The following is a 13,188-nucleotide window of genomic DNA, read 5'->3' as shown; positions in this document are numbered from 1 at the left end:
CAGTATCAACGTGCGTTGAGGACGTGGGCTTGCCGAAGGTGTTGAGAACAACGAGGGTCTCAAAAACCCGGACTGGACATCAGTGTGCCAAATGGCTACACTGACCCTTTGCGCTGCCTGTTAGCTGCCTCCTGCCCGTCACCAGGGGCATGCCCTCGCTTGAGCACCGACGATCAGACCGTCTCTGACCTGGCCTATTGAGCTGGAGAAGGAACCGTCTGTCTCTGTGTCCGGGAGAGGGACCGGTACGCGCGTAGTGAGTCCGAGCCCTCGGAAGGACCCCCTCTTGGCCGCCTCGCGCACTGCCTCGACCGCGAATACGAACAACGGCGCCAGCACCGCCCCGCTGCGCATCTCCTTTGCAAAGATCAAGGAGCCCCTCGAGGTTCCGAACCTTCTTGCGCTGCAAACCGAGAGCTTCGACTGGCTGCTCGGCAACGACGCGTGGAAGGCTCGTGTCGAGGCGGCTCTGGAGTCCGGTCAGGACGTCCCCACCAAGTCCGGTCTGGAGGAGATCTTCGAGGAGATCTCTCCGATCGAGGACTTCTCCGGGTCGATGTCGCTGACATTCCGCGACCACCGTTTCGAGCCGCCGAAGAACAGCATCGACGAGTGCAAGGACCGCGACTTCACGTACGCGGCCCCGCTCTTCGTCACCGCCGAGTTCACCAACAACGAGACCGGCGAGATCAAGTCCCAGACCGTCTTCATGGGCGACTTCCCGCTCATGACCGGCAAGGGCACCTTCGTCATCAACGGCACCGAGCGTGTCGTGGTGTCGCAGCTGGTCCGCTCGCCCGGCGTCTACTTCGACTCCTCCATCGACAAGACGTCCGACAAGGACATCTTCTCCGCCAAGATCATCCCGTCCCGGGGTGCCTGGCTGGAGATGGAGATCGACAAGCGCGACATGGTCGGTGTGCGCATCGACCGCAAGCGCAAGCAGTCCGTCACCGTCCTGCTCAAGGCTCTCGGCTGGACCACCGAGCAGATCCTCGAGGAGTTCGGCGAGTACGAGTCGATGCGCGCCACCCTGGAGAAGGACCACACCCAGGGCCAGGACGACGCGCTGCTCGACATCTACCGCAAGCTGCGTCCGGGCGAGCCCCCGACGCGTGAGGCCGCGCAGACCCTGCTCGAGAACCTCTACTTCAACCCCAAGCGCTACGACCTCGCCAAGGTCGGCCGCTACAAGGTCAACAAGAAGCTGGGTGGGGACGCTCCGCTGAACGCGGGTGTCCTGACCGTCGAGGACGTCATCTCGACGATCAAGTACCTGGTGAAGCTGCACGCCGGCGAGACCGAGACGGCCGCCGACAACGGCACGACGATCGTCGTCGAGACCGACGACATCGACCACTTCGGCAACCGTCGTCTGCGCAGCGTCGGCGAGCTCATCCAGAACCAGGTCCGTACGGGTCTGGCGCGTATGGAGCGAGTCGTCCGCGAGCGCATGACGACTCAGGACGTCGAGGCGATCACGCCGCAGACCCTGATCAACATCCGGCCGGTCGTCGCCTCCATCAAGGAGTTCTTCGGCACCAGCCAGCTGTCGCAGTTCATGGACCAGAACAACCCGCTGTCGGGTCTCACCCACAAGCGCCGTCTGTCGGCTCTTGGCCCGGGTGGTCTCTCCCGTGAGCGGGCCGGCTTCGAGGTCCGTGACGTGCACCCGTCCCACTACGGCCGCATGTGCCCGATCGAGACCCCTGAAGGCCCGAACATCGGCCTGATCGGCTCGCTCGCCTCCTACGGCCGTGTCAACGCGTTCGGTTTCGTGGAGACGCCGTACCGCAAGGTCGTCGACGGCCAGGTCACCGACGAGGTCGACTACCTGACGGCCGACGAAGAGGACCGCTTCGTCATCGCGCAGGCCAACGCCGAGCTCAACGACGACCTGCGCTTCACCGAGAACCGCGTCCTGGTCCGCCGCCGTGGCGGCGAGGTCGACTACGTCCCCGGTGACGACGTGGACTACATGGACGTCTCGCCGCGCCAGATGGTGTCGGTCGCGACCGCCATGATCCCGTTCCTCGAGCACGACGACGCCAACCGTGCCCTCATGGGCGCGAACATGATGCGTCAGGCCGTGCCGCTCATCAAGTCCGAGTCCCCGCTCGTCGGCACCGGCATGGAGTATCGCTCCGCCGTCGACGCCGGCGACGTGGTCAAGGCCGAGAAGGCGGGTGTGGTCCAGGAGGTCTCCGCGGACTACATCACCACCGCCAACGACGACGGCACGTACATCACGTACCGCCTGGCCAAGTTCGCCCGCTCCAACCAGGGCACCTCGGTCAACCAGAAGGTCATCGTCAACGAGGGCGACCGGATCATCGAGGGCCAGGTCCTGGCCGACGGTCCGGCCACCGAGAACGGCGAGATGGCGCTGGGCAAGAACCTGCTCGTGGCGTTCATGCCGTGGGAGGGTCACAACTACGAGGACGCGATCATCCTGTCGCAGCGCCTCGTACAGGACGACGTCCTCTCCTCGATCCACATCGAGGAGCACGAGGTCGACGCCCGTGACACCAAGCTCGGCCCCGAGGAGATCACCCGGGACATCCCGAACGTCTCCGAGGAGGTCCTCGCCGACCTCGACGAGCGCGGCATCATCCGCATCGGTGCCGAGGTCGTCGCCGGCGACATCCTGGTCGGCAAGGTCACGCCCAAGGGTGAGACCGAGCTGACCCCGGAGGAGCGCCTGCTGCGTGCGATCTTCGGTGAGAAGGCCCGTGAGGTCCGTGACACCTCGCTGAAGGTGCCGCACGGCGAGATCGGCAAGGTCATCGGCGTCCGCGTCTTCGACCGCGAGGAGGGCGACGAGCTTCCCCCCGGTGTGAACCAGCTGGTGCGCGTGTACGTGGCGCAGAAGCGCAAGATCACCGACGGTGACAAGCTCGCCGGCCGTCACGGCAACAAGGGCGTCATCTCCAAGATCCTGCCCATCGAGGACATGCCGTTCCTCGAGGACGGGACCCCGGTCGACATCATCCTGAACCCGCTGGGTGTGCCGTCCCGAATGAACCCGGGACAGGTCCTGGAGATCCACCTCGGCTGGCTCGCCAGCCGCGGCTGGGACGTCTCCGGGCTCGGCGAGGACTGGGCGCAGCGCCTCCAGGTGATCGGTGCCGACCAGGTCGACCCGGGCACGAACGTCGCGACGCCCGTCTTCGACGGTGCGCGTGAGGACGAGCTCGCGGGTCTGCTGAACCACACCATCCCGAACCGCGACGGCGAGCGCATGGTGCAGCCGACCGGTAAGGCGAGGCTGTTCGACGGCCGCTCCGGCGAGCCGTTCCCGGACCCGATCTCCATCGGGTACATGTACATCCTCAAGCTGCACCACCTGGTCGACGACAAGCTGCACGCCCGGTCGACCGGCCCGTACTCGATGATCACCCAGCAGCCGCTGGGTGGTAAGGCCCAGTTCGGTGGCCAGCGCTTCGGTGAGATGGAGGTGTGGGCGCTGGAGGCATACGGCGCCGCTTACGCCCTCCAGGAGCTGCTGACCATCAAGTCCGACGACGTCACCGGCCGCGTGAAGGTCTACGAGGCCATCGTCAAGGGCGAGAACATTCCCGAGCCCGGCATCCCCGAGTCCTTCAAGGTGCTCATCAAGGAGATGCAGTCCCTGTGCCTCAACGTGGAGGTGCTGTCCTCGGACGGCATGTCCATCGAGATGCGCGACACCGACGAGGACGTCTTCCGCGCTGCGGAGGAGCTTGGCATCGACCTGTCCCGGCGTGAGCCGAGCAGCGTCGAAGAGGTCTGACGGGAGTTCGGAGGCCTTCGTCATGAAGGCCTCCGGCCCCAGGACCCCCGTATCAGACCCCATGACTTACAACCCTGAGAGGGATTGACGCATAGTGCTCGACGTCAACTTCTTCGACGAGCTCCGGATCGGTCTGGCAACCGCTGACGACATCCGTCAGTGGAGCCACGGCGAGGTCAAGAAGCCCGAGACGATCAACTACCGCACGCTCAAGCCCGAAAAGGACGGACTCTTCTGCGAGAAGATCTTCGGTCCGACCCGGGACTGGGAGTGCTACTGCGGCAAGTACAAGCGCGTCCGCTTCAAGGGCATCATCTGTGAGCGCTGTGGCGTCGAGGTCACGCGCGCCAAGGTGCGCCGTGAGCGGATGGGCCACATCGAGCTCGCCGCGCCCGTCACGCACATCTGGTACTTCAAGGGCGTTCCGTCGCGGCTGGGCTACCTGCTCGACCTCGCCCCGAAGGACCTGGAGAAGGTCATCTACTTCGCGGCGTACATGATCACGTACGTCGACGAGGAGCGCCGCACCCGCGACCTGCCCTCCCTGGAGGCGCACGTCTCCGTCGAGCGGCAGCAGGTCGAGAACCGTCGCGACTCCGACCTGGAGGCCCGCGCCAAGAAGCTCGAGACCGACCTGGCCGAGCTGGAGGCCGAGGGCGCCAAGGCCGACGTGCGCCGCAAGGTGCGCGAAGGTGCCGAGCGGGAGATGAAGCAGCTGCGCGACCGTTCGCAGCGCGAGATCGACCGTCTCGACGAGGTGTGGACCCGGTTCAAGAACCTCAAGGTCCAGGACCTCGAGGGCGACGAGCTGCTCTACCGCGAGCTGCGTGACCGCTTCGGCACGTACTTCGACGGTTCGATGGGTGCCGCGGCGCTGCAGAAGCGCCTGGAGTCCTTCGACCTCGACGAGGAGGCCGAGCGTCTCCGCGAGATCATCCGTACCGGCAAGGGCCAGAAGAAGACCCGCGCCCTGAAGCGGCTGAAGGTCGTGTCTGCGTTCCTGCAGACCTCCAACAGCCCCAAGGGCATGGTTCTCGACTGCGTCCCGGTCATCCCGCCGGACCTTCGCCCGATGGTGCAGCTGGACGGTGGCCGCTTCGCGACCTCCGACCTGAACGACCTGTACCGCCGTGTGATCAACCGGAACAACCGTCTGAAGCGGCTTCTCGACCTCGGTGCGCCCGAGATCATCGTGAACAACGAGAAGCGCATGCTTCAGGAGGCCGTCGACGCGCTCTTCGACAACGGCCGTCGTGGTCGCCCGGTCACGGGCCCCGGCAACCGTCCGCTGAAGTCGCTGTCCGACATGCTCAAGGGCAAGCAGGGTCGATTCCGTCAGAACCTGCTCGGCAAGCGTGTGGACTACTCCGCGCGTTCCGTGATCGTCGTCGGTCCGCAGCTGAAGCTGCACCAGTGCGGTCTGCCGAAGGCGATGGCGCTGGAGCTCTTCAAGCCGTTCGTGATGAAGCGCCTGGTCGACCTGAACCACGCGCAGAACATCAAGAGCGCCAAGCGCATGGTGGAGCGCGGCCGCACGGTCGTGTACGACGTCCTCGAAGAGGTCATCGCCGAGCACCCGGTTCTGCTGAACCGTGCTCCCACCCTGCACCGCCTCGGCATCCAGGCCTTCGAGCCGCAGCTGGTCGAGGGCAAGGCCATCCAGATCCACCCGCTCGTCTGCACCGCGTTCAACGCGGACTTCGACGGTGACCAGATGGCCGTGCACCTTCCGCTGTCCGCGGAGGCGCAGGCCGAGGCCCGCATCCTGATGCTGTCCTCGAACAACATCCTCAAGCCCGCCGACGGCCGTCCGGTGACGATGCCGACCCAGGACATGGTCCTCGGTCTGTTCTTCCTCACCACCGACGGCGAACTGCGTGACACCAAGGGCGAGGGCCGGTCCTTCGGCTCCACGGCCGAGGCGATCATGGCGTTCGACGCCGGCGAGCTCGCGCTGCAGTCGCCGATCGACATCCGCTTCCCGGTGGGCACCATCCCGCCGCGTGGCTGGACGCCGCCGGTGCGCGAGGAGGGCGAGCCCGAGTGGCAGCAGGGGGACACGTTCCGCCTGCGCACCACCCTGGGCCGCGCGCTCTTCAACGAGCTGCTGCCCGAGGACTACCCGTTCGTCGACTACTCGGTGGGCAAGAAGCAGCTCTCCGAGATCGTCAACGACCTCGCCGAGCGCTACCCCAAGGTCATCGTGGCGGCGACGCTCGACAACCTGAAGGCGGCCGGCTTCTACTGGGCGACCCGTTCCGGTGTCACCGTGGCCATCTCCGACGTCGTCGTTCCCGAGGCGAAGAAGGAGATCGTCAAGGGCTACGAGGCGCTGGACGAGAAGGTCCAGAAGCAGTACGAGCGCGGTCTGATCACCAAGGAAGAGCGCACGCAGGAGCTCATCGCGATCTGGACCAAGGCGACCAACGAGGTCGCCGAGGCGATGAACGCGAACTTCCCCAAGACGAACCCCATCTTCATGATGGTTGACTCGGGTGCCCGAGGAAACATGATGCAGATGCGGCAGATCGCCGGTATGCGCGGTCTGGTGTCGAACGCGAAGAACGAGACCATCCCGCGTCCGATCAAGGCGTCCTTCCGTGAGGGCCTGTCCGTGCTGGAGTACTTCATCTCCACGCACGGTGCCCGTAAGGGTCTGGCGGACACCGCCCTGCGTACCGCCGACTCGGGTTACCTGACCCGTCGTCTGGTGGACGTCTCGCAGGACGTCATCATCCGCGAGGAGGACTGTGGCACCGAGCGCGGTCTGAAGCTGCGGATCGCCAACCTCGGCGCCGACGGGGTGCTGCGCAAGACGGACGACGTCGAGACCAGCGTCTACGCCCGCATGCTCGCCGAGGACGTCGTCATCGACGGCAAGGTGATCGCGCCCGCCAACGTCGACCTCGGCGATGTCCTCATCGACCAGCTGGTGCGTCACGGTGTCGAGGAGGTCAAGACCCGTTCGATCCTGACCTGCGAGTCCCACGTCGGCACCTGCGCCATGTGCTACGGCCGTTCGCTGGCCACCGGCAAGCTGGTCGACATCGGTGAGGCGGTCGGCATCATCGCCGCCCAGTCCATCGGTGAGCCCGGTACCCAGCTGACGATGCGTACCTTCCACACCGGTGGTGTGGCCGGTGACGACATCACCCAGGGTCTGCCCCGTGTCGTCGAGCTCTTCGAGGCTCGTACGCCGAAGGGTGTCGCCCCGATCTCCGAGGCCAACGGCCGCGTCCGGATCGAGGAGACCGAGAAGACCAAGAAGATCGTCGTCACCCCGGACGACGGCAGCGACGAGACGGCGTTCCCGATCTCGAAGCGTGCCCGACTCCTGGTCAGCGAGGGCGAGCACGTCGAGGTGGGCCAGAAGCTCACCGTGGGTGCCACCAACCCGCACGACGTGCTGCGCATCCTGGGCCAGCGTGCCGTCCAGGTCCACCTGGTCGGCGAGGTCCAGAAGGTCTACAACTCGCAGGGTGTGTCGATCCACGACAAGCACATCGAGATCATCATCCGGCAGATGCTCCGCCGCGTGACGATCATCGAGTCCGGCGACGCCGAGCTGCTGCCCGGCGAGCTGGTCGAGCGCTCGAAGTTCGAGACCGAGAACCGTCGTGTGGTCCAGGAGGGCGGTCACCCGGCCTCCGGTCGTCCGCAGCTGATGGGTATCACCAAGGCCTCGCTGGCGACCGAGTCGTGGCTGTCGGCGGCGTCGTTCCAGGAGACGACCAGGGTCCTCACGGACGCGGCGATCAACGCCAAGTCCGACTCCCTGATCGGCCTCAAGGAGAACGTCATCATCGGTAAGCTCATCCCGGCCGGTACGGGTCTGTCCCGCTACCGCAACATCCGGGTCGAGCCGACCGAGGAGGCCAAGGCCGCGATGTACTCGGCCGTCGGCTACGACGACATCGACTACTCGCCGTTCGGCACGGGCTCCGGCCAGGCCGTTCCGCTGGAGGACTACGACTACGGTCCGTACAACCAGTAAGCGAGCAGCTTGAGTTGAGGGGCGGCCACCTTTCGGGGTGGCCGCCCTTCGGCGTGTCCGGCGACGCGGTCTGTGCCGGAAATGCCGGTTCGGCGCATCATGGAGGGACCTCGGGGATCGGGGAGGTGCTCGGTGTCGAATCCGTCGTGGCAACCCTGGCAGCCTGGACAGGGCGTTCCGCAGCCCTGGCAGGGGCACAGCAGCCCGTCCATGCTCGCCTCGCACGCCGATCGGGAACGTGCCGTCGACGTGCTCAGAGCGGGCTACGGAGAGGGGCGGCTGGACAAGGGCGAGTTCGATCAGCGGGTGGCGCGGGCCTACGCGGCCCGTACGGTCGGGGAGCTGGCGTTGGTGGTCGCCGACCTGCCTCAGGGGCCGGTGCCGCAGCCGGCGGGCGCTGTGGTCGTGCCGGGGACGTTTCTGCCTCAGCCGCGGCCCAGGGCGAACGGGAAGGCGGTCGGCTCGGCGCTCTGCGGTCTGCTCTGTCTGCCCACGTTCGGGCTCACGGGCATCCCGGCGGTGGTTCTGGGGCACTCGGCACGTGCGGAGATCCAGCGCACGGGGGAGAGTGGTGACGGGCTCGCACTGACCGGTCTGGTGCTTGGCTGGCTGTACACCGCGGCCTGGGCCGTCGTACTGACACTGCTGCTCGCGGTGGGCCTCGTGTCCGGCTGAGGCGCTCAGAGCGGCGCGTGCGGCTTCCGTGGGGCGGCGTTTCGAAGATCGGGAATCGGCGCCGGGGAATGCCGGGGATCGACGATTCGAAGATCACGGACGGTGCGCGGGTATGACATGCATCGCTTGGGTATGCGGGCGGACCCCATTTGTTTTGACCGCAGCGTATGAGCTAGGTACGCTCAGACCTTGTGCCTGGGGTGTGCCCTGGCTCTCGTGCGTGCCTTCAACCGCACATAGGGAGCCGTCACTGGCCACCGTAATCTGCGCTCTTTCTGCCTGGCGGCGAGGGTCTGCAGCATTCGACACACCCGACCGCGTGGGTCGGCGACGTTCCAGGTTAGCTTCACCATTCGGCACACAGAAACCGGAGAAGTAGTGCCTACGATCCAGCAGCTGGTCCGGAAGGGCCGGCAGGACAAGGTCGAGAAGAACAAGACGCCCGCACTCGAGGGTTCCCCTCAGCGTCGCGGCGTCTGCACGCGCGTGTTCACGACCACCCCGAAGAAGCCGAACTCGGCCCTGCGTAAGGTCGCGCGTGTGCGTCTGACCAGCGGGATCGAGGTCACCGCTTACATTCCGGGTGAGGGACACAACCTGCAGGAGCACTCCATCGTGCTCGTGCGCGGCGGCCGTGTGAAGGACCTGCCCGGTGTTCGCTACAAGATCATCCGCGGTTCGCTCGACACCCAGGGTGTCAAGAACCGCAAGCAGGCCCGCAGCCGCTACGGCGCCAAGAAGGAGAAGTAGAAATGCCTCGTAAGGGCCCCGCCCCGAAGCGCCCGGTCATCATCGACCCGGTCTACGGTTCTCCTCTGGTGACCTCCCTCATCAACAAGGTGCTGCTGAACGGCAAGCGCTCCACCGCCGAGCGCATCGTGTACGGCGCCATGGAGGGCCTGCGCGAGAAGACCAGCAATGACCCGGTCATCACGCTGAAGCGCGCGCTGGAGAACATCAAGCCGACCCTCGAGGTCAAGTCCCGCCGTGTCGGTGGTGCGACGTACCAGGTTCCGATCGAGGTCAAGCCCGGTCGCGCCAACACGCTCGCGCTGCGCTGGCTGGTCGGTTACTCCCGCGCCCGTCGCGAGAAGACCATGACCGAGCGTCTGCTCAACGAGCTTCTCGACGCCTCCAACGGCCTTGGTGCCGCTGTGAAGAAGCGCGAGGACACCCACAAGATGGCCGAGTCCAACAAGGCCTTCGCGCACTACCGCTGGTAGTCGCTACCCACATCGAGACCGAGAGAAGACGAAAGCCTTATGGCTACCACTTCACTTGACCTGGCCAAGGTCCGCAACATCGGGATCATGGCCCACATCGACGCGGGCAAGACGACCACCACTGAGCGGATCCTGTTCTACACCGGCGTTTCGTACAAGATCGGTGAGGTCCACGACGGCGCTGCCACGATGGACTGGATGGAGCAGGAGCAGGAGCGTGGCATCACGATCACGTCTGCTGCGACCACCTGTCACTGGCCGTTGGAAGACAACGACTACACCATCAACATCATCGACACCCCGGGTCACGTCGACTTCACCGTCGAGGTGGAGCGTTCCCTGCGTGTGCTCGACGGTGCCGTGACGGTGTTCGACGGTGTCGCCGGTGTTGAGCCGCAGTCCGAGACGGTGTGGCGTCAGGCCGACCGTTACGGCGTGCCGCGCATCTGCTTCGTGAACAAGCTGGACCGTACCGGCGCCGAGTTCCACCGCTGTGTGGACATGATCTCGGACCGCCTGGGCGCCCAGCCGCTCGTCATGCAGCTTCCGATCGGCGCCGAGGCCGACTTCAAGGGCGTCGTGGACCTGGTCCGCATGAAGGCGCTCGTGTGGTCCGCCGAGGCCGCCAAGGGCGAGATGTACGACGTCGTCGACATCCCGGCCACGCACACCGAGGCTGCCGAGGAGTACCGCGGCAAGCTGATCGAGGGCGTCGCCGAGAACGACGAAGAGATCATGGAGCTGTACCTGGAGGGCGTCGAGCCCACCGAGGAGCAGCTGTACGCCGCGATCCGTCGCATCACCATCGCCTCCGGCAAGTCCAACGACACCACGGTCACCCCGGTGTTCTGTGGCACCGCGTTCAAGAACAAGGGTGTCCAGCCCCTGCTCGACGCGGTCGTGCGTTACCTGCCGACCCCGCTCGACGTCGAGGCCATCGAGGGCCACGACGTGAAGGACCCCGAGCTGGTCGTCAAGCGCAAGCCGTCCGTGGACGAGCCGCTGTCCGCCCTCGCGTTCAAGATCATGAGCGACCCGCACCTGGGCAAGCTCACCTTCGTCCGGGTCTACTCGGGCCGCCTGGAGTCCGGCACCGCCGTGCTGAACTCCGTCAAGGGCAAGAAGGAGCGCATCGGCAAGATCTACCGCATGCACGCGAACAAGCGTGAGGAGATCGAGGCGGTGGGCGCCGGCGACATCATCGCCGTGATGGGTCTGAAGCAGACCACGACCGGTGAGACGCTGTGCGACGACAAGCAGCCGGTGATCCTGGAGTCCATGGACTTCCCGGCGCCGGTCATCCAGGTCGCCATCGAGCCCAAGTCCAAGGGTGACCAGGAGAAGCTGGGTGTCGCCATCCAGCGTCTCGCGGAGGAGGACCCCTCCTTCCAGGTTCACTCGGACGAGGAGACCGGCCAGACCATCATCGGTGGTATGGGCGAGCTGCACCTCGAGGTGCTGGTCGACCGTATGCGCCGTGAGTTCAAGGTCGAGGCCAACGTTGGTAAGCCGCAGGTCGCCTACCGTGAGACGATCCGCAAGGCCGTCGAGCGCGTGGACTACACCCACAAGAAGCAGACCGGTGGTACCGGTCAGTTCGCCAAGGTGCAGATCGCGATCGAGCCCATCACCGAGGCCGACGGTCCGGCGTACGAGTTCGTGAACAAGGTCACCGGTGGCCGTATCCCGCGGGAGTACATCCCGTCGGTCGACGCCGGTGCGCAGGAGGCCATGCAGTTCGGCATCCTCGCCGGCTACGAGATGACCGGCGTGCGCGTCACCCTGATCGACGGTGGCTACCACGAGGTCGACTCCTCCGAGCTGGCGTTCAAGATCGCCGGTTCGCAGGCCTTCAAGGAGGCCGCGCGCAAGGCCAGCCCCGTACTGCTCGAGCCGATGATGGCCGTCGAGGTCACCACGCCCGAGGACTACATGGGTGAGGTCATCGGCGACATCAACTCCCGCCGTGGTCAGATCCAGGCCATGGAGGAGCGTGCCGGTGCCCGTGTCGTGAAGGGCCTCGTGCCCCTCTCGGAGATGTTCGGCTACGTCGGCGACCTCCGCAGCAAGACCTCGGGTCGCGCAAGCTACTCGATGCAGTTCGACTCCTACGCCGAGGTTCCCCGGAACGTCGCCGAGGAGATCATCGCGAAGGCCAAGGGCGAGTAACACACCCCGTTCACACGCTTTAGGCTTGACACCGACCGCCGGGGCTCACCCGGCAAGGGAAAACCCCGGCGGGCGGCATCCCAGCAAAGATCACCCTGGCGCCGATGAGCAAGGCGTACCAGAACCACTCCACAGGAGGACCCAGTGGCGAAGGCGAAGTTCGAGCGGACTAAGCCGCACGTCAACATCGGCACCATCGGTCACATCGACCACGGTAAGACGACCCTCACGGCCGCCATTACCAAGGTGCTGCACGACGCGTACCCCGACCTGAACGAGGCCTCGGCCTTCGACCAGATCGACAAGGCTCCTGAGGAGCGCCAGCGCGGTATCACGATCTCCATCGCGCACGTCGAGTACCAGACGGAGACGCGTCACTACGCCCACGTCGACTGCCCCGGTCACGCGGACTACATCAAGAACATGATCACGGGTGCGGCGCAGATGGACGGCGCCATCCTCGTGGTCGCCGCCACCGACGGCCCGATGCCGCAGACCAAGGAGCACGTGCTCCTGGCCCGCCAGGTCGGCGTTCCGTACATCGTTGTCGCCCTGAACAAGGCCGACATGGTGGACGACGAGGAGATCCTGGAGCTCGTCGAGCTCGAGGTTCGTGAGCTCCTCTCCGAGTACGAGTTCCCGGGCGACGACCTGCCGGTCGTCAAGGTCTCGGCGCTCAAGGCGCTCGAGGGCGACAAGGAGTGGGGCCAGTCGGTCCTGGACCTGATGGCCGCCGTCGACGAGGCGATCCCGACCCCCGAGCGTGACGTCGACAAGCCGTTCCTCATGCCCGTCGAGGACGTCTTCACGATCACCGGTCGCGGTACGGTCGTCACCGGCCGTATCGAGCGTGGTGTCCTGAAGGTCAACGAGACCGTTGACATCATCGGCATCAAGCAGGAGAAGACCACCACCACGGTCACCGGTATCGAGATGTTCCGCAAGCTGCTCGACGAGGGCCAGGCCGGTGAGAACGTCGGTCTGCTGCTCCGCGGCATCAAGCGCGAGGACGTCGAGCGCGGCCAGGTCATCATCAAGCCCGGCTCGGTCACCCCGCACACGGAGTTCGAGGCCCAGGCGTACATCCTGTCCAAGGACGAGGGTGGCCGTCACACGCCGTTCTTCAACAACTACCGTCCGCAGTTCTACTTCCGTACGACGGACGTGACCGGCGTCGTGACCCTCCCCGAGGGCACCGAGATGGTCATGCCGGGTGACAACACCGAGATGAAGGTGGAGCTCATCCAGCCCGTCGCCATGGAAGAGGGCCTGAAGTTCGCCATCCGTGAGGGTGGCCGGACCGTGGGCGCCGGCCAGGTCACCAAGATCAACAAGTAAGTCCGTTGATCTGACCT

The 13,188-nt window shown here is 65.7% G+C and carries 7 protein-coding genes; all 7 read left to right on the top strand.

What is annotated here, in order from left to right; all coding sequences use genetic code 11:
* Positions 1-286: 286 nt before the first annotated feature.
* The 7 genes from rpoB to tuf all read left to right on the top strand — a co-directional run bounded on the left by rpoB (position 287) and on the right by tuf (position 13,171).
* The gene (rpoB, locus tag ADK57_RS36335) at positions 287-3,772 is read left to right on the top strand and encodes a DNA-directed RNA polymerase subunit beta (protein WP_053753939.1); all 3,486 of its coding nucleotides are present in this window, start codon (positions 287-289) and stop codon (positions 3,770-3,772) included.
* Positions 3,773-3,866: 94 nt separating this feature from the next.
* Positions 3,867-7,766 carry a DNA-directed RNA polymerase subunit beta' gene (locus ADK57_RS36330; protein WP_053753938.1) on the top strand — a complete coding sequence of 1,300 codons (3,900 nt, stop codon included), beginning with the start codon at positions 3,867-3,869 and terminating at the stop codon, positions 7,764-7,766.
* A gap of 132 nt (positions 7,767-7,898) precedes the next feature.
* A complete protein-coding gene (locus ADK57_RS36325) occupies positions 7,899-8,441 on the top strand; it encodes a DUF1707 and DUF4190 domain-containing protein (protein ID WP_234390525.1) in 543 nt (180 codons plus the stop codon).
* A 378-nt stretch (positions 8,442-8,819) separates the two neighbouring features.
* Positions 8,820-9,191, top strand: coding sequence for a 30S ribosomal protein S12 (gene rpsL, locus ADK57_RS36320; RefSeq protein ID WP_003948652.1), 372 nt, complete (start codon positions 8,820-8,822; stop codon positions 9,189-9,191).
* 2 nt (positions 9,192-9,193) lie between these two features.
* Positions 9,194-9,664, top strand: a complete 471-nt coding sequence (gene rpsG, locus ADK57_RS36315) for a 30S ribosomal protein S7 (RefSeq protein ID WP_005481264.1) — start codon at positions 9,194-9,196, stop codon at positions 9,662-9,664.
* 39 nt (positions 9,665-9,703) lie between these two features.
* Positions 9,704-11,833 (top strand): elongation factor G, encoded by a 2,130-nt coding sequence (gene fusA, locus ADK57_RS36310; RefSeq protein WP_053753936.1) that lies wholly within the window; start codon positions 9,704-9,706, stop codon positions 11,831-11,833.
* A gap of 144 nt (positions 11,834-11,977) precedes the next feature.
* Complete coding sequence (tuf, locus tag ADK57_RS36305; RefSeq protein WP_053753935.1) at positions 11,978-13,171, top strand: elongation factor Tu; 1,194 nt, start codon at positions 11,978-11,980, stop codon at positions 13,169-13,171.
* Positions 13,172-13,188: the final 17 nt, after the last annotated feature.

Origin of the sequence: Streptomyces sp. MMG1533, assembly GCF_001279775.1 — a bacterium.
Taxonomy (GTDB): Bacteria; Actinomycetota; Actinomycetes; order Streptomycetales; family Streptomycetaceae; genus Streptomyces.
The sequence above is the reverse complement of the archived record's forward strand: the minus strand, read 5'-3'. Positions and strand labels throughout refer to the sequence as shown.